Source organism: Streptomyces xantholiticus (assembly GCF_014651015.1).
Taxonomy (GTDB): domain Bacteria; phylum Actinomycetota; class Actinomycetes; order Streptomycetales; family Streptomycetaceae; genus Streptomyces; species Streptomyces xantholiticus.
In genome coordinates this window covers 73,212-95,603 of sequence record NZ_BMWB01000026.1, presented here as the reverse complement: position 1 = coordinate 95,603, position 22,392 = coordinate 73,212, and the positions used below count along the sequence as shown (strand labels likewise).

Below are 22,392 nucleotides of genomic sequence, written 5' to 3'. Positions count from 1 at the left end.
TTGTGGGAAAGCCCCGGAACACCGTTCCGGGGCTTTCCTGCGTTCAAGGCACCCTCGTACCGTCCAGGCTCGCGGTTCAAAGCCGCCGGTCTCAGAGGCGGCCGGCGGCTTTGAGCGCGAGGTAGGCGTCGGCAAGAGCGGGTGCGAGCTTCTCCGGTGTCGCGTCCACAACGGTCACGCCGTGGCGCTGCAACTGCTCCGCCGCGCGGCGCCGCTGAACCTGAGCCTGAGTTCCCGCCGCAGCGTCGTAGACGCCTTCGACCGAGCCGCGGCCACCGGTCATCTGCTCGATGTGAGGATCGGCCACAGAGGCCACCAGAACTGTGTGGCGCTGGGTGAGCTGCGGGAGTACGGGGAGCAGACCTTCCTCGACCGGAGCCGCTTCGAGGCTGGTCAGCAGGACGACCAGGGAACGGCGGGGTGCGTTCTGCAATGCGGCCGCGCTGAGGCCGCCGGCATCGGTCTCGACGAGTTCCGGCTCCAGCGGGGCGAAGGCGTTGACCATCGCAGGGAGGATGTCTCCGGCGGAACGGCCGAGGACCTGGGCGCGGATGCGGCGATCGTAGGCCAGCAGGCCGACCCGGTCGCCCGCGCGTGACGCAAGTGCGCCGAGCAGCAGTGCGGCGTCCATTGCGGCGTCCAGTCGTGGCACGTCTCCCACCCGGCCCGCCGAAGTCCGCCCGGTGTCGAGGACGACGAGGATGTGACGGTCGCGCTCAGGACGCCAGGTGCGGACCGCGACCGTGGCGCGGCGCGCGGTGGCCCGCCAGTCGATGGAGCGGGTGTCGTCCCCGGGCACATAGTCGCGGAGACTGTCGAACTCGGTGCCCTGGCCGCGGATGAGGACGCTGGTGCGGCCGTCGAGTTCACGCAGCCGTGCCAGGCGTGAGGGCAGGTGCTTCCGGCTCGTGAACGGCGGAAGGACGCGTACGGTCCACGGGACGTTGTGATTCCCCTGCCGGGCTGCAAGGCCCAGAGGGCCGTAGGAGCGGATCGTGATGCGCTCTGATCGGCGATCGCCGCGTCGTGTGGGGTGCAGGATCGTGGTGAGACGGCGGCGCTCACCGGCCGGAATGCTCAGCGAATGGCGCGAGGCGGCTTGCTCGGTCCCCGGTCGCCAGCTGCTGGGCGGCCAGGCGTCACGGATCTGGGCCCTCAGACGCCGCTCGGACGGGTTTGTGACGGTGAGCTCGACCTTGGCAGCGTCACCAAGTCGAACTGATGTGTCACCGCTTCGGGTGAATCGGAGCGTTCGCACTGGCGCGGCGAGGACGTAGTCGCACAGGATTGCGAGTGAGAGAGGCGCGTTGACCGCGAGCATCCCCGTCCAGCTCGGGGCGAGGATGCCCACGGGGAGAGAGCCGAGAGCGGCGAGGAGCGCTGTTCGTCCGGTGAGGGCCATCGATCGCCTCAGCGGGGTACGGGGACGTGGGCGAGGATGGCGGTGATGACGGAGTCGGGGGTGACTCCCTCCATCTCCGCCTCGGGCCGGAGCTGCAGCCGGTGCCGAAGGGTGGGCAGGGCCAGGGCTTTCACATCGTCCGGGATGACGTAGTCCCGTCCGGTGAGCCAGGCCCAGGCGCGGGCGGTGGACAGCAGAGCAGTGGCACCTCGAGGGGAGGCGCCCAGAGTGAGTGAGGGGGATTCCCGGGTGGCACGGCAGATATCGACGACGTAGGCGGCGATCTCGGGAGAGACAGCGGTCTTGGCCACGGCAGCACGCGCCGCTTCGAGGTCCGCAGGGCCGGCGACGGGACGCACCCCCGCCGCATCGAGGTCACGTGGATTGAAGCCGTCGGCGTGCCGGGTCAGGACATTGATCTCGTCCTCGCGGGACGGGAGAGGCACCGTCAGCTTGAGAAGGAAGCGGTCCAACTGCGCTTCGGGAAGTGGGTAGGTGCCTTCGTACTCGACGGGGTTCTGGGTCGCCGCGACGAGGAAGGGCTCGGGAAGCGGGCGGGGCGTGCCGTCGACCGTGACCTGGCGCTCCTCCATCGCCTCGAGGAGGGACGACTGGGTCTTGGGCGGCGTCCGGTTGATCTCGTCGGCGAGCAGGAGATTGGTGAACACCGGCCCCTGCTGGAAGGAGAACTCGGAGGTGTGCGTGTCGTAGACAAGGGACCCGGTGACGTCGCTGGGCATCAGGTCGGGGGTGAACTGGACGCGCTTCGTGTCCAGTTCGAGCGAGGCGGCCAGAGCCCGTACCAGAAGCGTCTTGGCGACGCCGGGGACTCCCTCGAGCAGCACATGGCCGCGGCAGAGCAAGGCCACGACGAGACCGGTGACAGCGGGGTCCTGGCCGACCACGGCCTTGGCGATCTCGGTGCGCAGCGCCTCCAGGGAGGAGCGTGCGCGGTCCGAGTTCTCGGCTGTCTCGGGGGTCGGGGCGCTCATGAGGTGCGTACCTCTCTTTCGAGGGCGTCGAGTTGGTCTGCGAGTCGTACAAGGGCGGCGTCGTCTGCCGGAGGCGCGCCGAAGAGCAGCTCGCGGGTGTCGCGTGCCCCGTCGGGGAGGTGCGCCGATACCGCGGGAAGCAGGGCTTCGGGTGAGTGGGTCTCGGCCGAGGAGACGCCGAGGCGTGGGGCGATGCGGGTTCTGGTGGCGGCGCGGAGCGAGGCGGCTGCACGGTCGCGGGCGTTCACCTTGCGGTAGAGACGGGCGCGTCCCTCGGTGGCCTCCGAGGCGCGGATCGCGACCGGCAGCCTTTCGGCGACCAGGGGGCCGAGCCGTCGTGCACGCCAGACGGCGGCGAGGACGGCGGCCACGGCGAGTTGCAGTGTGCCCCACAGCCAGCCACCGGGAATCAGGTCGAAGAACGTGTCCTCCGCCTCGCCCTCGCCCTCCCCTTCGGTGTCGCGGCCGCCGTCGTGGCGTTCCCCGTCGGCGGGCTCCGCCGCGGAGGGGTCGTCGAGTGAAGGGATGTACCAGACCAGTTCGGGTCGGGAACCGAGGAGTTGTAGGGCCAGGGAGGCGTTGCCGTGCTTGTCGAGACGATCGTTGTAAAGGATGTCGGGGGATCCGAGGAGGACGGTGTCGCCGCCGGCCGGGCCGTCGATCCTGAGCATGGAGGGAAGCCCGTCGGCCGGGTAGCAGCCGTCGGCGCCCGGTGCGTCGGTCGAGTAGCGCTCGCCGCCGAGTTCGGCGGTGCCGGCGGTAACGGCGGCATGGAGGTCGCACTGCGGCCCGCGGAGGGAGACCTTGGTGGGGAAGCCGACGTCGACGCCGGGCACCAGCGTTCCGACGGAGGCCGGTCCCGGGGCGATCAGCACCGTACGGCCTCCGGAGGACGCCGCCGCGGATTGGAAGTCCTGTTGCTGAGCGTCTGTCAGCAGGTCGGGTGCGGTGACCAGGACCGTGGTTCCGGGGCCGGCAGCACCTGTGGCGTCTTCGAGGGTGGTGACGACCCGGGTGGAGACCCCGCGGTCCTTGAGGAGTTCGGCGACGGCCCGGCTGCCGTAGCGGTCCACGGAACGCGGATCGAGGCGGCCGTGGTGGTCGTCGGACCGCAGGGCCGCCATCGCGATGCCGGCCACGACGATGAGCGCGAGCGCCAGGAGCAGGCCGCGGACCCGGTTCCACACCTGGCGTGTGGAGGGCGACATGGACGTGGTGCTCCCGGCGAGCCCGGTCATTCGGCCGCTCCCTGGGCAGCGTCGGCGGTCAGGGGTCTGGCGCGCTCCAGCGCGAGGTCCAGATCCCGGAGTCGCTCGTACGCCCGCCGGTCGGCGGTGCGACCGCCGTACGTGACATCGTCGAACGTCCGGGCGGCCGTGCGCAGTTCGTCGGCGTGGTCGGGCAGCGGACGGCCCGCCTCTGCGGCCGCTTCGTCGGCGGTACGGCCCGGCCGGGCGTCGAGGAGGGCCCGTTCCTCCAGCGAGCGGACGACAGCGCGCATCCGTTCCTGGACGGCCTGGTTCCAGCGGTCGGCGGCGGCGTGCCTCTCTGCTGCTGCGCGATGCGCGGCGGCGCTGCGCGGCTGGTCGTCGAACAGGGAGTCCGGAGGGGCGGCCGTGCGCCGGGGCTTACCGAGCCGCCACCAGAGGGCAGCAGCCAGGGCGATGACGACAAGGACGATGGCGATCAGCCCGAGCTTGCCCCCCGGGGCGCCGCCCGAGGCGGACTCGAAGAGACCGTCGACCCACTGCCAGAAGCGGTCGAGGGCGCGCTGGAGAAGGTTCGGCTCGTCCTGGTGGTACATCGGCCTGGACAGCTCCCGCTCCGCAGCCTCGCGGGCGGGAACGCGTGGAACGTCCACCGGTACGTCGTCGCTCGCCCGGATCAGCAGTGCTGCCGTGGCGCCCCCCGTGCCCAACACCGCATCAGCCCCCGGTGGAGTCGCCGCCGGGCGGTGCCGACCCGTAGTCGGCGAGGCCCGCTGCGCGCGCGAGTTCGAGGTCGAGAGCTTCGCGGCGGATGCGCTGGTCCACGTAGAGGAGGACCGTCACGCCGGCGGAGATCGGGTAGGTGATCGACGAGGCGATCACGGAGCCGATGCCCGTGATGATCAAGAAGGCCCAGCCGAAGTCAGGACTGCCCCCGGTGAGCAGATCGCTCACTCCGACCCCGTCCACCGCGAAGGCGATGATCGTGAACGGGATGGCGATGACCATGTTCACGAGGAAGGCCAGCAGCAGGGTCAGCAGCGTGATGCCGAAGATGCGCCACCAGGCCCCCTGGACCAGCTTCGCGGAGCGGCGCAGCGATGTGATGACGCCCTGTCGTTCCAGCACGAGTGCGGGGGAGGCCAGAGAGAAGCGGATCACCAGCCAGATGATGACGGTGACCGCGGCAAGCCCGCCGAGGACGGAGAGCAGAACCCCCGCGTCACCGATCAACCGACCGGGCAGTATGCCCACGGTCATGATCGCGGCGCTGCCCAGGGGCAGCAGCAAGGTGAGACCCAGCAGATGGGGCAGCCGCGGCCGGGCCTCGCGCCAGGCCTCTGCCAGGGTCACCGGGCGGCCCAGGATCGAGCGGCTGATCACCACGGTGAGCAGTGCGGTGGTGAGCAGGGTGCCGATCAGCATGATGAGCAGAGCGGGGCCCATGGCCAGCAGGCTGGCCTGCAGCGAGTCGACCGACTGCTCCAGGGCCTCCTCGGGCGTCGCGTCGGGGTCGACGCTGGGCGGCTCGGGCAGCAGGTAGCGCTCCACGAGGATGCTGCAGACCTGGGAGACGACCGAGACCGTGATCGTCACACCGAGAACGGTGCGCCAGTGTGCGCGCAGCGTCGACACAGCGCCGTCGAGGATCTCACCGATCCCCAGGGGGCGCAGCGGGATGACGCCCGGCTTTGCGGCGGCCGGGGGCCGGCCCCAGCCGCCGTTGTGGTGCCGTCCGCCGCCCCAGCCCGGCTGCGGCGGGCCGGGGGCCCGGCCCGGTCCGGTCGGCGGGGACCACTGTCCGGGAGGGGGCTGCTCCTTGGACCACTTCGAGGCGGGACCGCTTCCGTCAGCGGGCGGCGCGGGGTGCGGTACACCGGCGTCCTGCCCTTCGGAGGGAGCCGATCCGGGCGATGCCCAGCCCGGAGTGTCGTTCACGGTCGTCCACCTCATGAATTGGTGTCGGGGCCGGCTCGCCGAGCCGGCACGTTCACGGTGCCCCGCCGCCTGTCCGGGCGGCTGGTTGGCTGCCATCGTGCCACGCGGGGGCCGACGGCGGACCGGGGCCCGGGTCACCTTCGCACCTTCATTGTCGGAGCCTCACCGGGCAGACTGGGCGGATGGCTGATCAGTACGTACAAAACCCGGTGGTCGCCGATGCGTCGAAGCTTCCGGTGCTGCGTTGGGACGAACCGCCCGAAGGGCCCGTACTGGTGCTACTCGACCAGACCCGGCTGCCCGCAGAGGAGAACGAGCTGGTCTGCACGGACGTTCCTGCCCTGGTTCAGGCGATCCAGAGCCTGGCGGTTCGCGGGGCGCCTGTCCTCGGTATCGCGGGTGCCTACGGTGTGGCGCTCGCCGCGCTGCGCGGCTTCGACGTGGAGGAGGCCGCAGATCTGCTGGCGAGCGCGCGACCCACCGCGGTGAACCTGGGGTACGGGGTGGGGCTGGCCGCGTCCGCGCACCGGGCTGCGCTCGCCCGGGGCGCGGGTGCCGAGCAGGCGGCCCGGGCGGCGCTCACCGCGGCCCAGGAGCTGCATCGCCGGGACGCCGAGGCCAGTGCACGGATGGCCGTGCACGGGCTGGCGTTGCTGGAGGAGCTGCTTCCCGGCGGCGGCCACCGGATCCTGACGCACTGCAACACCGGAGCGCTGGTCTCCGGCGGGGAGGGGACAGCGTTCGCGGTGGCGCTCGCCGCGCACCGGGCGGGTCGGCTCCAGCGGTTGTGGGTGGACGAGACGAGGCCACTGCTGCAGGGCTCGCGGCTCACCGCCTACGAGGCGGCGCGCAACGGGCTGCCCTACACGCTGCTGACGGACAACGCCGCGGGGTCGCTCTTCGCGGCCGGGGAGGTGGATGCCGTACTGATCGGCGCGGACCGAATCGCCGCGGACGGCTCGGTGGCGAACAAGGTCGGCAGTTACCCGCTGGCCGTCCTGGCCAAGTACCACCATGTGCCCTTCATCGTGGTCGCGCCGACGACGACGGTCGACCCGGCGACACCGGACGGGGCGGCCATAGAGGTGGAGCAGCGACCGGGTCATGAGGTGACGGAGGTAACATCCCCGCAGTCCGTGGCAGCCGGTGCCGGAAGCGGCGGGCTGTCCGTGGCCCCGCTGGGGACCCAGGCGTACAACCCCGCCTTCGATGTCACGCCGCCCAATCTGGTGACGGCGATCGTCACCGAGGAGGGGGCGTTGTCGCCGGTCACCGGGGGTGGGGTGGCGGAGCTGTGTGCCAGGTCACGACAGGTAACGATTAGCTAATGGGATGATGTCGTTTATGAAGGGACGAGTCCTTGTCGTCGACGACGACACCGCACTGGCCGAGATGCTCGGCATTGTGCTGCGTGGTGAAGGTTTCGAGCCGTCGTTCGTAGCGGACGGTGACAAGGCACTTGCCGCTTTCCGGGAGGCCAAGCCGGACCTGGTGCTGCTGGACCTCATGCTGCCCGGACGGGACGGCATCGAGGTGTGCCGGCTCATCCGTGCCGAGTCGGGTGTGCCGATCGTGATGCTGACCGCCAAGAGCGACACGGTCGACGTCGTGGTAGGGCTCGAGTCCGGGGCCGACGACTACATCGTCAAGCCGTTCAAGCCGAAGGAGCTGGTCGCCCGGATCCGGGCGAGGCTGCGGAGGTCGGAGGAGCCCGCACCGGAGCAGCTGACGATCGGCGACCTGGTCATCGACGTCGCCGGTCACTCCGTCAAGCGGGACGGGCAGTCGATAGCGCTGACCCCGCTGGAGTTCGACCTGCTGGTCGCACTCGCCCGCAAGCCCTGGCAGGTCTTCACCCGCGAGGTCCTGCTGGAGCAGGTGTGGGGTTATCGCCACGCCGCCGACACGCGGCTGGTCAATGTGCATGTCCAGCGGCTGCGCTCGAAGGTCGAGAAGGACCCGGAGCGCCCGGAGATCGTGGTGACTGTCCGCGGTGTCGGTTACAAGGCCGGGCCGAGCTGACATGTCGGGTGGCAGCGTTGCTCCGGAGCCCGGCAAGCCGGTGGTCCGTGGGCGGACTGCCGGGCCGGGGCGTGGGCCGAAGTGTTTCGGTCGTCTGCTGCACGGCGGACGGCTTCTGCAGGAAGGCGCCCCCAGCGGGCCGGTGCCGCGGCTCGTCATGCGCTGGGTGAGGCGTCCGCTGCTGCCCGCGTTGCGGCTGTGGCGGCGGAACATCCAGCTCCGGGTCGTCGTGAGCACGCTGCTGATGTCACTCGGCGTGGTGGTGCTGCTGGGGTTCGTCGTCGTCGGCCAGGTGCGCAACGGTCTGCTCGACGCCAAGGGCAAGGCGGCGCAGAGCCAGGCGGCCGGTGGTTTCGCCGTGGCCCGTGAGAAGGCCAACGCGCCGATCGGACCGGGCGGCGGAGGGGACGACAACGTCGCCGACGGGAACGCGCGCACGTGGCGTTCCGATCTCGTGGTGCAGCTGTCCAGCGGCGGCCAGGGTGCTTTCAACGTGGTCGCGCTCAGCGCCGACGCGCAGGGTGCGGGCACCAGTCGCGCGCCGCGCACCTCCGGGGGTGTGGACCCGGCGAGCATCCCGCAGGACCTGAGGGACGCCGTCAGGCAGGGTGGCGGGACGTTCGAGACGTACCTCAGCATCCGGTACACGGACAATGTGCTCGAACCGGAGCCGGGGCTCGTCGTCGGCACCCAGCTGAACGACACCGAGGGCAACCCCTACGAGCTGTACTACGTCTTCCCGCTGGCGCAGGAGGAGCAGTCGCTCAACCTGGTCAGAGGCACCCTGGCGACGGCCGGGCTCTTCGTCGTGGTGCTCCTCGGCGCGATCGCCTGGCTGGTGGTGCGGCAGATCGTCACCCCGGTCCGGATGGCGGCCGGTATCGCAGAGCGGCTCGCGGCGGGCCGGCTCCAGGAGCGGATGAAGGTCACCGGCGAGGACGACATCGCCCGGCTCGGCGAAGCGTTCAACAAGATGGCACAGAACCTCCAGCTGAAGATCCAGCAGCTGGAGGAGCTCTCCAGGATGCAGCGCCGTTTCGTCTCGGACGTCTCGCACGAGCTGCGTACACCGCTGACGACCGTGCGGATGGCCGCCGACGTCATCCATGAGGCGCGCAGCGACTTCGACCCGGTGACGGCGCGCTCTGCCGAACTGCTCGGCGACCAGCTCGACCGCTTCGAGTCGCTCCTCTCCGACCTGCTGGAGATCAGCCGCTTCGACGCGGGTGCCGCGGCGCTCGAGGCCGAGCCGATAGACCTGCGCGAGGTGGTACGGCGGGTCATCGGCGGCGCCGAGCCGCTTGCGGAGCGCAAGGGCAGCCGGATACGGGTGATGGGTGACGAGCAGCCGGTCGTCGCCGAGGCCGACGCCCGCCGCGTCGAGCGGGTGCTGCGCAACCTCGTGGTGAACGCCGTCGAGCACGGGGACGGCAAGGACGTCGTCGTGCGCATGGCAGTGGCCGGCGGCGCGGTGGCCGTCGCAGTGCGTGACTACGGGGTGGGGCTCAAGCCGGGTGAGGCGACCCGCGTCTTCAGCCGGTTCTGGCGGGCCGATCCGGCGCGTGCCCGGACCACGGGCGGCACCGGCCTCGGACTGTCCATCGCGGTCGAGGACGCCCGGCTCCACGGAGGCTGGCTGCAGGCATGGGGCGAGCCGGGCGGCGGTTCCCAGTTCCGCCTGACCCTGCCGCGCACCGCTGACGAGCCGCTGCGCGGCTCGCCGATACCCCTGGAGCCGGAGGACTCGCGGCAGAACCGGGACCGCGCCGGTTCGCCGGGGAAACCTCACGGGCACCGGCTGACGACCGTGCCCGTTCAGGCGGTGCCGGACCGGTCGCCGCTGCCGTCGCGCGCGGCACCCCCCGAGGTCGACCCGACGGCGCTGCCGGGCAACGGCTCCCGGGTGGTTGCACGACCGGCAGGAGAGCGGGGCGACACCCCCGCCGCAAGGACTTCACCGGAGTGGGAGGACACGACTCGTGGGCGCTGACAGCCGTCGTAACGGGCCGGCGGGTCTGCGGCGCGTTACGGCGCTGCTCGGCTGCAGCGGTGTGCTGCTGGCCGGCTGCGCGTCGATGCCGGACACCGGGGACGTCCATGCCGTGAAGGCGTCACAGCGGGCCGATTCGCAGGTACGGGTGTATGCGGTGCCGCCGCGGAAGGACGCGTCCCCGGACGAGATCGTCACGGGCTTCCTGGAGGCGATGACCAGTGACGACACCAATTTCGACACGGCCCGCTCGTACCTGACGCCGGCGGCGTCGAAGAAGTGGCGGCCGGAGGAGAGCACGACGGTGCTGGCGTCGGCTCCCGACCCGGGCACACCGGTGCCCGGCCGACGGGACAACCCGGGCATGAGTTATCCGCTGCTCGGCCGGCACATTGCCACGGTCGATGCCCAGCATGCCTATCAGCCCGTCACGCCGAGCGATTACCGCAGGACCATCCACCTGTCTCAGAAGTCCGGTCCTGACGGCAAGCAGTGGCGTATCGACAGCCTCCCCGCCGGGCTTCTGCTGGGCGCGTCCGACTTCGAGCGCAATTACCGTTCGGTCAACAAGTACTACTTCGCCTCCGGGCGGGACGTCATGGTCGCCGACCCCGTCTACATACGTCAGCGGCAGGACCCGGTGACCCGTATGGACCCGGTGACGCAGGCGGTCAAGGCGCTGCTGGACGGGCCGACGAGCTGGCTCAAGCCGGTTGTCGAGTCGCGGTTCCCGAGCGGCACGGGGCTGAAGCTCAAGGACGGCACCAGGTCGCTGACCTTCGACGACCGCAACGGGCTGAAGGTCCCCCTCGACGACAAGGCGTCCTTGGTGGGACGGACGCAGTGCATGAAGATGGCCGCGCAGGTCCTGTTCACCATCAAGGACCTCTCCTCGGCCAGGCTCGAGCACGTGGAGCTGCTGAGATCGAACGGTTCACAACTGTGTGTGATGAGCGCCGGCGAGGCCGAGGGGTACGCACCGGACCATTCCTCCGGCAGGCCCGACAGCCAGTACTTCGTCAACAGCAAGCAGCGACTGGCGCTGCTCGCGGCCGGGGCCACCGAGACGGACGAACCGCAGAACGTGGTGGGGCCGTTCGGCGACGGCCGGCTCGAGCTGGGCGCGGTCGGTGTGGCCAGGGACGAGCACAGGGCCGCAGCTGTTTCCAGCGACCTCAGCCGCCTGTACGTGGCATCGATCGTCTCCAACAGCGAGCTGGACAAGCCAGTGGTCACCAGTTCCGGCGCGGGGATCGGCAACCGCCTGTCCGCACCCAGCTGGGACGGCCGGGGTGATCTGTGGGTGGCGGACCGCGATCCCGAACGGCCGGAGCTGAAGCGCCTCGCGCACGGCGCGGACTCGCCGGAGGCAGTCAAGATCGTTCCGGGCCTCGACGGGGCGCGGATCGAGGCTGTGCGGGTGTCGGCGGACGGCGTGCGGATCGCGCTGCTGCTGACGAAGGACGGCACCACGACGCTGAAGATCGGGCGGGTGGAACGGCACGGTGGCGAGGGCGACCCCCTGGTGACCGTCACCGAACTCCGGCCGGCCGCGCCGCAGATGGAGACCGTGACAGCGGTTTCGTGGGCGGGACCGAGCCGGCTCGTGGTCGTCGGCAAGGAGGCCGGCGGTGTGCAGCAGGTGCGCTACATCCAGACGGACGGCTCGACCGTCCCCAAGGGGATCCTGCCCGGCCTCAACCAGGTGAAATCGGTCGCCGCGTCGGACGACGAGAGCCAGCCGCTGGTGGCGTACTCGCAGGAGGACGGCATAGTGCGGCTCCCCGCCGGTGCCAACTGGCAGATGCTGGTCAAGGAGGGGACCTCCCCGGTCTACCCGGGGTAGGCCCTGCCCTCGACCCTCCGGCCGAGGTTTTCCACAGGGGTGGCGGGCCCCTCGCCGTCTGGCCACAGTGGTCCCCCATGAGGGGATGGTGGCGCGATATCTCGGGCCTGGTGCTCCCGGCCGTCTGCGGTGGCTGCGGCGCGCCCCGCACGCAGCTGTGCGAGGAGTGCACGCACGCCCTGTACGGGCGTGTGGCACGCAGGGCCCGGCCGGTTCCAGAACCGGCCGGGCTTCCAGCGGTGCATGCCGCGGCCCCCTATGCGGACTCGGTCCGTGCCGTGCTTCTGGCGCACAAGGAACGAGGGGCACTGGGGCTGGCCGGGCCGCTCGGTGTGGCGCTCGCCGGGGCCGTGCTTGCGGCAGTGGCGGACGGGACCGGGCCGGGCGGCCCGCTGCTCCTGGTCCCTGTGCCGTCGGCGCCGAGCGCGGTAAGGGCACGGGGCCAGGATCCGACACGGCGGATCGCGCTCGCGGCGGCGGGCGAGCTGAGGCGTACGGGCCGGGTGGCGAAAGTGCTGCCGGTGCTGCGGCAGCGGCGCCGCATGGCCGACCAGGCGGGGCTCACGGCCCGCCAGCGGCTTGCCAACACGAGGGGTGCCCTGGAGGTCCGGGCCGGTGGCGCGCGCCTCCTCGCGGGCGGCAGGGCGGTGCTGGTGGACGACCTGATGACCACGGGGGCGACGCTGGTCGAGGCGGCCCGGGCACTGGGTGCCGTGGCGGGGGCCGATCTCCGCCCGCCGGCCGGGCTCCGCGCGGCGGTTGTCGCAGTTCCACCGCTGTCTCTCGCTTTAAACCGGAACTGACTGGGAACTTGCATCGTTGCAGGTAGTGAGAGGGCAAAAACGCCTGATCGGAGGTACCTTCGGGTAGCGGGTGCCGACAACCGTCCGAGAGAGATATGTTCGGTTGTGAGGAATGGCGAGAGCCCGCCTCACCGAATGGGTTGCCGGTTTTCCGTCCGGAAATGCATGGCGGCGGCCACTTCGAAATTGGGGTGGGTGGAGATCTTGTCGACTGGGGAGGAGGAGGTGAAAGTCGCCAAGTCCGAGGCTCCGGAGATCACCGGAGCCTGGTGCAAGAGGGAGATGCTCCGCAACCGATGAGCGGGCGGAGCGAATCCGGGAACGGAGTTCTGCGTGGACATCGTCGTCAAGGGCCGCAAGACCGAGGTGCCCGAGCGGTTCCGCAAGCACGTGGCCGAGAAGCTGAAGCTGGACAAGATCCAGAAGCTCGACGGCAAGGTGATCAGCCTCGACGTCGAGGTGTCCAAGGAGCACAACCCGCGGCAGGCCGACCGTTCCGACCGTGTGGAGATCACGCTCCGCTCGCGGGGACCGGTGATCCGGGCAGAGGCAGCGGCAGCCGACCCGTACGCAGCGCTGGACCTCGCAACCGGCAAGCTGGAGGCACGGCTTCGCAAGCAGCACGACAAGCGCCACAACCGACGTGGCAACGGCCGCCTGTCCGCGGCCGATGTGGCCGATTCCGTACCTGGCGTCGCCGAGTTGAGCGCCACCAACGGCCGGCTCCTCGCCGAAGAGGCGACAGAATCCATTCCCACCACCAAGATCGGTTCGATCGAGGTGCAGGGCGAAGGGCCGCTGGTGGTCCGCGAGAAGCTGCACACGGCAGCACCTATGACACTCGACCAGGCCCTCTACGAGATGGAGCTGGTCGGGCACGACTTCTATCTCTTCGTCGACTCCGAGACGAAGCAGCCCAGTGTCGTCTACCGGCGACATGCCTACGACTACGGTGTCATCCACCTGGAGACCGACCCCTTGGCCGGGTCGGAGGCGGGCGGCGCCGGAGGTGCGCTCGGCGGCTGACGCCGAAATCCCCCAAGGCCTGACGGTGACGAATTCGGTGCCCCTGGAGCGCCCCGTGCGCTCTCAGGGGCACCCTCGTGCGACCACTGTGCCAGCGCTCTGTCGGCCGGGCATGAAAGCATGACGTCGCAAGCAACCGGTGCGCCCCGTAATGACGTTGGCGAACCACACACGATCTTCGGGCCACGGCCTTCAGGGGGAGGAACGATGGCGGACGGTTTCGGTCCCGTGCACAGCAGCGCGGGCCACCCCGGTGAAACGCACGCAGACACCGAAGCGCACTGCGACGAGGAGACCGCCGGCTCCGGCAAGGAGCCGATCCGGGTTCTCGTCGTGGACGACCATGCGCTGTTCCGGCGAGGACTCGAGATCGTCCTCGCGCACGAGGAGGGCATCGAGGTCGTCGGCGAGGCGGGTGACGGGGCGGAGGCAGTGGACAAGGCCGCGGACCTGTTGCCGGACATCGTGCTGATGGATGTCCGGATGCCGAAGAGAGGCGGCATCGAGGCGTGCACCTCCATCAAGGAGGTGGCCCCCAGTGCGAAGATCATCATGCTGACGATCAGCGACGAGGAAGCCGATCTCTACGACGCGATCAAGGCCGGGGCGACGGGCTACCTCCTCAAGGAGATCTCCACGGACGAGGTCGCCACGGCCATCCGTGCGGTGGCGGACGGGCAGTCGCAGATCAGCCCGTCCATGGCGTCCAAGCTGCTCACCGAGTTCAAGTCGATGATCCAGCGCACGGACGAGCGCAGGCTGGTGCCGGCCCCCCGGCTCACCGACCGGGAGCTGGAGGTGCTCAAGCTCGTCGCCACCGGCATGAACAACCGCGATATCGCCAAGGAGTTGTTCATCTCGGAGAACACCGTCAAGAACCACGTGCGCAACATCCTGGAGAAGCTGCAGCTGCACTCCAGGATGGAGGCCGTGGTCTACGCGATGCGGGAGAAGATCCTCGAGATCCGGTAGCCGCCAGGGTCGGCAGCCGCCCCTGAGGGTGGTGGATCCCGGATGCAGGCGGGGACCGGGCGCCGAACCGGCGTGCCGGGTCGGCGGCGCTCAGCCCAGGGCTTTGACCAGGTCCGCGGCGAGCTCGGGCCTGTCGACCCGTTCGACCTTGACGGAGTCGCAGCCCACCCACTCGGCGGCCTCACGCAACGCCTGGGCCATCGGCGCCACGGCCTTTGGCGTGTCCAGGGAGACCTGGCGGGCCACCAGGGTCGTGCCCTCACGGGCCGGATCGACGCGGCCCAGCAACTTCCCGCCCGCGAGCAGCGGCATCGCGAAATAGCCGTACACCCGCTTGGGCTTGGGCACGTATGCCTCCAGCCGGTGTATGAAGCCGAAGATCCGTTCGGTGCGTGCACGCTCCCAGATCAGAGAGTCGAACGGCGAGAGCAGAGTCGTCCGATGCCTGCCCCGCGGTGGCGAGGCGAGCGCCGCCGGATCGGCCCAGGCGGGCTTCGCCCAGCCCTCGACCACAACCGGCACCAGCCCCGAGTCCGCGACCACCGCGTCGAACTGCTCGCCCTTGAGGCGGTGGTAGTCCGCGATGTCCGCACGGGTGCCGACGCCGAGCGACTCACCCGCCAGCCGGACGAGACGGCGCAGGCACTCGGTGTCGTCCAGGTCGTCGTGCAGCAGTGCGTCCGGGATCGCCCGCTCCGCGAGGTCGTACACCCGCTTCCAGCTGCGCCGCTCGGTGCACACCACCTCTCCGTACATCAGGGCGCGCTCGACGGCGACCTTGGAGGCGGACCAGTCCCACCACTCCCCGCCGTTGTTCGCACCGCCCAGGCCGGTCGCGGTCAGGGGACCCTCCGTGCGCAGCTGCTTGATCACCGCGTCGTACGCGCCGTCCGGAAGCTCGTGGTACCACTGCGGACCGGCACGGTAGGCGCGGCGGCGGAAGGCGAAGTGCGGCCACTCCTCGACGGGCAGGATGCACGCCGCGTGCGACCAGTACTCGAAGCTGTGACCTTCCGTCCAGTACGCGTCCTCGACCGCCCTGCGGCCGACGGCGCCGAGCCTCGCGTAAGGAACCAGCTCGTGCGAGCGCGCCAGCACCGAGATCGTGTCCAGTTGCACGGCGCCGAGATGGCGCAGCACGCCGCGGACACCGCCGCGCCGGTCGGGGGCGCCAAGGAATCCCTGGGCACGCAGTGCGATGCGGCGGGCGTCGTCGGCGGAAAGTTCGAGGGTCGGTGGCGGCGTCGTCATGTCCGGCACGATAGGGGACCCCACTGACAGCCCCGCCGACGCCGGGACCCCCCGCCGACGCCCCCCGCGCGGGGTCAGGAGCGGGCCGGGAGATACGGGTGGTTGCTCGGCAGGCCCAGATCGGACGGCAGCAGCCCGGCCACCCACACGTCCCGCAGGGTGTCCTTGTTGAGCAGCGCCGCCCGCAGCTCCCCCTCCATACGGAACCCGGCCTTCTCCGCGACCGCCCGGGAGGCGGTGTTGCCCACCTCGGCGCGCCATTCCATACGGGTGGCGCCCAGCCTTGTGAAGGCCCAGTGGGACACGGCGGTGACGCTCTCCGCCATCACGCCGCGCCCCCGGTGCTCCTTGCCCGTCCAGAAGCCGATCTCCCACGTTCCCGAGAAGGTGCGCATGGTCACAGCGATCGAAGCCATCAGCGGGCCGCCTTCGCGAGGCAGGACGGCGAAGGTGCACATGGTGCCGTTGCGCCAGCCGTCCGGGACCATCTGCTCGGTGAACTCGGCCGCGTGCTGCCACCCGTAAGGGGAGGGAACCGTCGTCCACCGCTGGATGTCAGGATCCTGGCAGGCCTCGTGGACGGCCTCCGTGTCCTCGGGGGCGAAGGTCCGCAGCAGCAGGCGCTCGGTGGTGAGTGTGATCGGCTCCATGCAAGGATTCTGGTCAGCGCGGCACGCCGATGCGAGCACTTTTGCCGCGTTCCCGGCACCTTCCGCGCCTCCCGCGCGTTCACCTGTCGGCGGACGGCAGGCCACAGTGGCCATGGACCTCCCGACGCGGCGGGGTCCTCGCTTACGATGGCCGATGCGGTGGGGCCCACCTGCCGTGCCCGTGCCCGTGTCCATCACAGACCCAGTGCCAGGCCCGACCGGCAAGGAGACCAGCCTCAGTGTCCGTCTTCAACAAGCTCATGCGTGCAGGCGAAGGCAAGATCCTGCGCAAACTGCACCGCATCGCGGACCAGGTCAACTCCATCGAAGAGGACTTCGTCAACCTCTCCGACGCCGAGTTGCGGGCGCTCACCGACGAGTACAAGCAGCGGTACCAAGACGGTGAGAGCCTGGACGACCTGATGCCCGAGGCGTTCGCGACCGTCCGTGAGGCAGCCAAGCGAGTGCTCGGCCAGCGCCACTACGACGTCCAGCTCATGGGCGGTGCCGCACTGCACCTCGGCTATGTCGCCGAGATGAAGACCGGTGAGGGCAAGACCCTCGTCGGCACGCTCCCCGCTTATCTGAACGCCCTGTCCGGCAAGGGCGTCCACATCATCACGGTCAACGACTACCTGGCCGAGCGCGACTCCGACATGATGGGCCGGGTCCACAAGTTCCTGGGCCTGACCGTCGGCTGCATCCTCGCCAACATGTCGCCCTCGCAGCGCCGCGAGATGTACAACTGCGACATCACGTACGGCACGAACAACGAGTTCGGCTTCGACTACCTGCGCGACAACATGGCGTGGTCCAAGGACGAGCTCGTCCAGCGCGGCCATAACTACGCCTGTGTCGACGAGGTCGACTCGATCCTCGTCGACGAGGCGCGTACGCCGCTGATCATCTCCGGCCCCGCGGACCAGGCCACCAAGTGGTACGGCGACTTCGCCAAGCTGGTCACCCGCCTCACCAGGGGTGAGGCGGGGAACCAGCTCAAGGGCATCGAGGAGACCGGCGACTACGAGGTCGACGAGAAGAAGCGCACCGTCGCGATCCACGAGGCCGGCGTGGCCAAGGTCGAGGACTGGCTCGGCATCGACAACCTCTACGAGTCGGTGAACACCCCGCTCGTCGGCTACCTGAACAACGCGATCAAGGCCAAGGAGCTGTTCAAGAAGGACAAGGACTACGTCGTCATCGACGGCGAAGTCATGATCGTCGACGAGCACACCGGCCGTATTCTCGCCGGCCGCCGCTACAACGAGGGCATGCACCAGGCGATCGAGGCGAAGGAAGGGGTGGACATCAAGGACGAGAACCAGACGCTCGCCACGATCACCCTGCAGAACTTCTTCCGCCTCTACGACAAGCTCTCCGGCATGACCGGTACGGCGATGACCGAGGCTGCCGAGTTCCACCAGATCTACAAGCTCGGTGTGGTCCCGATCCCCACGAACAGGCCGATGGTCCGCAAGGACCAGTCCGACCTGATCTACCGCACCGAGGTCGCCAAGTTCGCCGCCGTCGTCGACGACATCGCGGAAAAGCACGAGAAGGGCCAGCCGATCCTGGTCGGCACCACCTCGGTCGAGAAGTCCGAGTACCTGTCGCAGCAGCTGAGCAAGCGTGGCGTCCAGCACGAGGTGCTCAACGCCAAGCAGCACGACCGGGAGGCGACGATCGTCGCCCAGGCCGGCCGCAAGGGCGCCGTCACCGTCGCCACGAACATGGCCGGCCGCGGTACCGACATCAAGCTCGGCGGCAACCCGGACGACCTCGCGGAGGCGGAGCTGCGCCAGGCCGGTCTCGACCCGGTCGAGCACGTCGAGGAGTGGGCCGCTGCCCTGCCGGCCGCGCTCGAGCGCGCGGAGGCGGCCGTGAAGGCCGAGCACGACGAGGTCAAGGAGCTCGGCGGCCTGTACGTGCTGGGCACCGAGCGCCACGAGTCCCGCCGCATCGACAACCAGCTGCGCGGCCGCAGCGGCCGTCAGGGCGACCCCGGCGAGTCCCGGTTCTACCTGTCGCTCGGCGACGACCTGATGCGCCTGTTCAAGGCCCAGATGGTCGAGCGCGTGATGTCGATGGCGAACGTGCCCGACGACGTCCCGATCGAGAACAAGATGGTGACCCGCGCGATCGCCTCTGCGCAGTCCCAGGTCGAGCAGCAGAACTTCGAGACCCGTAAGAACGTCCTCAAGTACGACGAGGTGCTCAACCGTCAGCGCGAGGTCATCTACGGCGAGCGCCGTCGCGTCCTCGAGGGCGAGGACCTGCACGAGCAGGTGCGCCACTTCATGGACGACACCATCGACGACTACATCCGCCAGGAGACCGCCGAGGGCTTCGCCGAGGAGTGGGACCTGGAGCGTCTGTGGGGCGCGTTCAAGCAGCTCTACCCGGTGAAGATCACGATCGAGGAGCTGGAGGAGGCGGCCGGCGACCGTGCCGGGATCACCGCCGAGTTCATCGCCGACTCGATCAAGGACGACATCCACGAGCAGTACGACGAGCGCGAGAAGCAGCTCGGCTCGGACATCATGCGCGAACTCGAGCGGCGCGTGGTGTTGTCGGTCCTGGACCGCAAGTGGCGTGAGCACCTCTACGAGATGGACTACCTCCAGGAGGGCATCGGGCTTCGCGCGATGGCCCAGAAGGACCCCCTGGTCGAGTACCAGCGTGAGGGCTTCGACATGTTCACCGCCATGATGGAGGGCATCAAGGAGGAGTCCGTCGGCTATCTGTTCAACCTGGAGGTCCAGGTCGAGCAGCAGGTCGAGGAGGTCCCGGTCGAGGCGGCCGAGAAGCCCTCGCTGGCCAAGGAGGAGGCCGTGCCCGCGGGTGCGGGCCGTCCGGAGATCCGCGCGAAGGGGCTCGAGACCCCGCAGCGTCCGGACCGGCTGCACTTCTCCGCCCCAACGGTGGACGGCGAAGGCGGCATCGTCGAAGGCGACTTCGAGAACGGCGACGGGCAGGCGCGGCAGCAGTCGGACGGGATGACGCGGGCGGAGCGGCGCAAGGCGCAGAAGACGGCGGGGCGTCGCCGCAAGAAGTAATCGGATACGCCGTATCCGACGGCCGGGGCCGGGCACCGTGGGTGCCCGGCCCCGTCGCGTTCGGCGGTCGCTGCCGTGCGCCGTGGGCGGCGGAAGGGCGTCCGGCTTCGGCCGGTGGAGCGTCCTGGCGGAGGCAGGCCCCGGCGACCCGGTACCGCGCTTTGCACGGTGTCCTCGTTCGCCACCCACTCGTAGGGGAGTGCCTCCGGACGGGCTGCAAGAGCACCGACCGCGCAGGCCGCCCGCTGCAGCGCCGGGGGGGACCTGTCCGACGGCCGCAAGGACGGCTCTCCCTCAACCTGCTGGTTCGGCCCCATGGGCCCACTGCGACTTCTCCGGGCAGCTGCCCGGCGCCCCTCGGCCACAGGAGCCGCCGCGGCGGCTCCTGTGGCCGGCCTCAACCCGTCCCCGCCGGCCGCCTCCTCCAGGTCAGGGCCGCGGCGCCCGTGCCCGCGGGTCAGCGCGATTCCGGACGGGCGCGTTCGCCGCCGAGTTCGACGGCTGCGCAGCGCCAGCGGCGGTCGGCGCCCTGCTCGAGGCGGAACGCCATCGCGCTGACGCGGTCGCCCGAGCCGATGCGGGCGAAGGCCTCGATCACTCCAGGCCCCGGGTGGAACTCGCCGCAGTGCCGGACGACCGGTGTGACCCGGTCCGACGGGCGCAGTGGGGCGCCCGGTGCGAGGTGGACCAACTGCTCGTACGCCTCGCCGATCGTGTGCCCGAGCATCCAGTGCACCGGGCGCCGGCCGCTCAGTACCGCGAGCAGGCGGTCGGCGAACCAGTAGTGCGGTTTTTGCTGTCTGCCGCGTGCGCGGGTCAGTGCGGCTGCCGCGTGTGCGGCGGGCCTGCGCTGGTCGTGGCGGCCTGCGGGCCTGGTCCTGTCCATGCGGATCGCCCCCGATGTGCTGGTCCCGGGGTGAGTACCGGGAAGTAGCTTCGACGGGGAACTTCTATGGCGTGCGGACCGGCACCGCAAAGCGGCCCGGGCCCTGGCGGCCGTGCCCGTGAGAATCACCTATCAGGGTGATGAGGCGCCGTACGCAAGGGGTGCAGACGGATTCCAGGGTGTACGGGGTGGACGGCGAGCAGGCCGGTGAGCGCACCCCGAAGGGGTACGCCGCACGTATCCTGAGGACGTTCTCCGACTACGAAAGCGGCCTGTCATGCGCGTGTACGTCCCCCTGACCCTCCCCGGTCTCGCAGCGGCGCACAAGGCGGGCGAACTCGGTCCCGGCCCGCTGGCCGCCTACGCCGTCACCCCCGGCCTGCGCGAGTGGTACGTCTCCGACGACATCGAGGAACTCGAGTACGCCGCGCTCAGCCGGGCCGCCGCCGCCTCCCTGCGGCTGCTGGCCGGCACGCCCGACGCTGCCCGGCGCCGCGTCGTGGTGGCCGTCGACGTGCCGGACCAGGACGCCGTCGCCGACCCCGACCAGGTGCTCGACGCGAGCGCGCTCGGCGAGGTGCGGATCGCAGCCGCGGTCCCGATGGCCAAGGCCGCGGCCGTCCATGTGGACGCCGACGACGCGGAGGGCGACGTCTCAGCCGCGGTGGCGGCGCTCGGCGCGGCGGACCACGGCGACGACGACGCGCAGTTCACCGTCGACGGCGCCGAGGACCACGAGCTGCTCTGGTTCGGCGTGCAGGAGATCCCCAACATCGTCGGCTGACCGGCGCGGCCCTGGTTGTCGTACCCGGCCTGTACGGTTCTCGGCATGGGGAAGCAGGGCACGCAGGCACATCTTGTCTGGGACTGGAACGGCACACTGCTCGACGACATCAGTGCGGTCATCGAGGCGACGAACGCCGCCTTCGCGGAGATAGGCCTGGAGCCGATCACCCTCGAGCGGTACCGCGAGCTGTACTGCATCCCGATCCCGCGCTTCTACGAGCGGCTGATGGGCCGCCTGCCGTCGGACGCCGAGTGGGTCGTCATGGACGAGACGTTCCACCGGCACTACGTCGAGCACCGGATCGGCTGCGGGCTCACCGAAGGCGTGGAGGAACTGCTGCGCGAGTGGCAGCTCGCGGGCCGCAGCCAGTCCCTGCTGAGCATGTACGGGCACGAACAGCTGGTCCCCGTTGTCCGGGGGTACGGCATCGAGAGGCGTTTCATACGGGTCGACGGCCGCACCGGGCCGTCCGGAGGTACCAAGGCGCTCCACATGGAGCGCCATCTCGCGGCGCTCGCCACGTCGGTCGTCCCCGAGCGCACGGTGGTCATAGGCGACGCCGTGGACGACGCGCTGGCGGCAGCGCACGTCGGTGCCCGGGCGGTGCTGTACACGGGCGGTTCCCACAGCAGGTCCAGCCTGGAGGCCGTGGGCGTGCCCGTGGTGGACACCCTGGCCGAGGCGATGGAGGAGGCGCTGCGGCTCGCCTCCTGAGAGGCGGTCGGCCGGGCGCCCCGTCCTGGCCATCGGCCGTGCATCAGCTGGACGGCAGCGCGGTGTCCGGCGGGCCCCTGCGGGCACCCGGGCAGCTCCGGCGCCACCCGTCGTCGAGCCGCGGCCCTCAGGTCACCGGTGCCGTCTCCCGCAGCACCTTGAGGAACTCCCGCATCCATGCCGGATGATCCGGCCAGGCCCGTGAGGAGACCAGCAGCCCGTCGACGACCGCCTCCACGTCCTGGAACAACGCCCCGGCCGCCTGCATGTCCAGCTCGAGCGCCGGGTAGGAGGTGACCCGGCGCCCCTCCAGGCCGCCGGTCGCCGCCGTCAGCAGCGGGCCGTGGCAGATCTGGGCCACGGGCTTGTCGGAGTCGAAGAACGCCTTGAGGATCTTGCGGAGCTCGGGATCGTTGCGCAGATACTCGGGCGCGCGCCCGCCGGGGATCACAATGGCGGCGTACGATCCGGGGTCCACCTCGGAGAAGGCCAGGTCGGCCTGCCAGGTGTAGCCCGGCTTCTCGGTGTAGGTGTCGAAGCCCGGCTCGAAGTCGTGCACGACGAACTGCAGCTTCTTGCGGGCTGGGGCCGCGATGTGCACCTCGTACCCCTCCTCCAGCAGCCGCTGGTACGGGTAGAGGACCTCAAGGGACTCCGCGGCGTCCCCGGTGACGATGAGAATCTTCGTGGTCATGGCTGCTCCCGGTTGCTTGGTTGCCAAGAGGGCCTGTGTCGCTGTCCAGAGTGTCAAACTTAGGGTCCCTCTTTTGTACACATACGGCTCATGACGGGTCGGGGGTGCGGCGAGATAGCCTGGGGGGCGTGATCAGCGCGATATGCCGTGGGGGC

General features: G+C 70.2%; 19 protein-coding genes. 10 read left to right on the top strand and 9 right to left on the bottom strand.

What is annotated here, in order from left to right; genetic code table 11:
• Positions 1 to 91 precede the first annotated feature (91 nt).
• Genes IE198_RS29250 through IE198_RS29230 form a run of 5 tightly spaced genes read right to left on the bottom strand, consistent with a single transcriptional unit; the run spans position 92 to position 5,540 of the window.
• Positions 92 to 1,402, bottom strand: a complete 1,311-nt coding sequence (locus IE198_RS29250; RefSeq protein WP_189891982.1) for a DUF58 domain-containing protein — start codon at positions 1,400 to 1,402, stop codon at positions 92 to 94.
• Between the two features lie 8 nt (positions 1,403 to 1,410).
• Positions 1,411 to 2,394 carry an AAA family ATPase gene (locus IE198_RS29245; RefSeq protein ID WP_189891979.1) on the bottom strand — a complete coding sequence of 328 codons (984 nt, stop codon included), beginning with the start codon at positions 2,392 to 2,394 and terminating at the stop codon, positions 1,411 to 1,413.
• Entirely contained in the window at positions 2,391 to 3,632 is a 1,242-nt protein-coding gene (locus IE198_RS29240) for a DUF4350 domain-containing protein (RefSeq protein ID WP_189891977.1), read from the bottom strand. The genes IE198_RS29245 and IE198_RS29240 overlap by 4 nt, the downstream gene beginning before the upstream one ends.
• Complete coding sequence (locus IE198_RS29235; RefSeq protein WP_189891975.1) at positions 3,629 to 4,315, bottom strand: DUF4129 domain-containing protein; 687 nt, start codon at positions 4,313 to 4,315, stop codon at positions 3,629 to 3,631. The genes IE198_RS29240 and IE198_RS29235 overlap by 4 nt, the downstream gene beginning before the upstream one ends.
• 4 nt (positions 4,316 to 4,319) lie before the next feature.
• Positions 4,320 to 5,540: a DUF7544 domain-containing protein gene (locus IE198_RS29230; protein WP_189891973.1), complete on the bottom strand. Its 1,221-nt coding sequence runs from the start codon at positions 5,538 to 5,540 to the stop codon at positions 4,320 to 4,322.
• 182 nt (positions 5,541 to 5,722) lie between these two features.
• Between IE198_RS29230 and mtnA the strand changes: the two genes are divergently transcribed.
• The 7 genes from mtnA to IE198_RS29195 all read left to right on the top strand — a co-directional run bounded on the left by mtnA (position 5,723) and on the right by IE198_RS29195 (position 14,199).
• Entirely contained in the window at positions 5,723 to 6,868 is a 1,146-nt protein-coding gene (gene mtnA / locus IE198_RS29225; protein ID WP_189891971.1) for an S-methyl-5-thioribose-1-phosphate isomerase, read from the top strand.
• Between the two features lie 4 nt (positions 6,869 to 6,872).
• A complete protein-coding gene (gene mtrA / locus IE198_RS29220) occupies positions 6,873 to 7,562 on the top strand; it encodes a two-component system response regulator MtrA (RefSeq protein ID WP_005316841.1) in 690 nt (229 codons plus the stop codon).
• 1 nt (position 7,563) lies between these two features.
• On the top strand, positions 7,564 to 9,552 hold the full coding sequence (gene mtrB, locus IE198_RS29215; protein ID WP_189891968.1) for an MtrAB system histidine kinase MtrB: 1,989 nt from the start codon (positions 7,564 to 7,566) through the stop codon (positions 9,550 to 9,552).
• Positions 9,542 to 11,398 carry an LpqB family beta-propeller domain-containing protein gene (locus IE198_RS29210; protein WP_373300015.1) on the top strand — a complete coding sequence of 619 codons (1,857 nt, stop codon included), beginning with the start codon at positions 9,542 to 9,544 and terminating at the stop codon, positions 11,396 to 11,398. The genes mtrB and IE198_RS29210 overlap by 11 nt, the downstream gene beginning before the upstream one ends.
• 77 nt (positions 11,399 to 11,475) lie before the next feature.
• Positions 11,476 to 12,201 carry a ComF family protein gene (locus IE198_RS29205; RefSeq protein WP_189891966.1) on the top strand — a complete coding sequence of 242 codons (726 nt, stop codon included), beginning with the start codon at positions 11,476 to 11,478 and terminating at the stop codon, positions 12,199 to 12,201.
• A 333-nt stretch (positions 12,202 to 12,534) separates the two neighbouring features.
• Positions 12,535 to 13,227 carry a ribosome hibernation-promoting factor, HPF/YfiA family gene (hpf, locus tag IE198_RS29200; protein ID WP_189891964.1) on the top strand — a complete coding sequence of 231 codons (693 nt, stop codon included), beginning with the start codon at positions 12,535 to 12,537 and terminating at the stop codon, positions 13,225 to 13,227.
• 207 nt (positions 13,228 to 13,434) lie between these two features.
• Positions 13,435 to 14,199: a response regulator gene (locus tag IE198_RS29195; protein ID WP_189891962.1), complete on the top strand. Its 765-nt coding sequence runs from the start codon at positions 13,435 to 13,437 to the stop codon at positions 14,197 to 14,199.
• Between the two features lie 90 nt (positions 14,200 to 14,289).
• Here IE198_RS29195 and IE198_RS29190 read toward each other — a convergent pair whose 3' ends face one another.
• Together IE198_RS29190 and IE198_RS29185 are read right to left on the bottom strand one after the other, a co-directional pair.
• Positions 14,290 to 15,450: a winged helix-turn-helix domain-containing protein gene (locus tag IE198_RS29190; RefSeq protein ID WP_189891960.1), complete on the bottom strand. Its 1,161-nt coding sequence runs from the start codon at positions 15,448 to 15,450 to the stop codon at positions 14,290 to 14,292.
• A 74-nt stretch (positions 15,451 to 15,524) separates the two neighbouring features.
• Positions 15,525 to 16,100: a GNAT family N-acetyltransferase gene (locus tag IE198_RS29185; RefSeq protein ID WP_189891957.1), complete on the bottom strand. Its 576-nt coding sequence runs from the start codon at positions 16,098 to 16,100 to the stop codon at positions 15,525 to 15,527.
• 239 nt (positions 16,101 to 16,339) lie between these two features.
• On the opposite strand from IE198_RS29185, the gene secA reads away from it, so the two are divergent.
• Positions 16,340 to 19,156 (top strand): preprotein translocase subunit SecA, encoded by a 2,817-nt coding sequence (secA, locus tag IE198_RS29180; protein WP_189891954.1) that lies wholly within the window; start codon positions 16,340 to 16,342, stop codon positions 19,154 to 19,156.
• A gap of 457 nt (positions 19,157 to 19,613) precedes the next feature.
• Here secA and IE198_RS29175 read toward each other — a convergent pair whose 3' ends face one another.
• Positions 19,614 to 20,042 carry an Rv3235 family protein gene (locus IE198_RS29175; protein ID WP_189891952.1) on the bottom strand — a complete coding sequence of 143 codons (429 nt, stop codon included), beginning with the start codon at positions 20,040 to 20,042 and terminating at the stop codon, positions 19,614 to 19,616.
• A 277-nt stretch (positions 20,043 to 20,319) separates the two neighbouring features.
• On the opposite strand from IE198_RS29175, the gene IE198_RS29170 reads away from it, so the two are divergent.
• Together IE198_RS29170 and IE198_RS29165 are read left to right on the top strand one after the other, a co-directional pair.
• Positions 20,320 to 20,826: a DUF6912 family protein gene (locus tag IE198_RS29170; RefSeq protein WP_189891950.1), complete on the top strand. Its 507-nt coding sequence runs from the start codon at positions 20,320 to 20,322 to the stop codon at positions 20,824 to 20,826.
• Between the two features lie 45 nt (positions 20,827 to 20,871).
• Positions 20,872 to 21,543 (top strand): HAD family hydrolase, encoded by a 672-nt coding sequence (locus IE198_RS29165; protein ID WP_189891948.1) that lies wholly within the window; start codon positions 20,872 to 20,874, stop codon positions 21,541 to 21,543.
• 127 nt (positions 21,544 to 21,670) lie between these two features.
• Here IE198_RS29165 and IE198_RS29160 read toward each other — a convergent pair whose 3' ends face one another.
• Complete coding sequence (locus IE198_RS29160; protein ID WP_189891946.1) at positions 21,671 to 22,237, bottom strand: DJ-1/PfpI family protein; 567 nt, start codon at positions 22,235 to 22,237, stop codon at positions 21,671 to 21,673.
• Positions 22,238 to 22,392 lie beyond the last annotated feature (155 nt).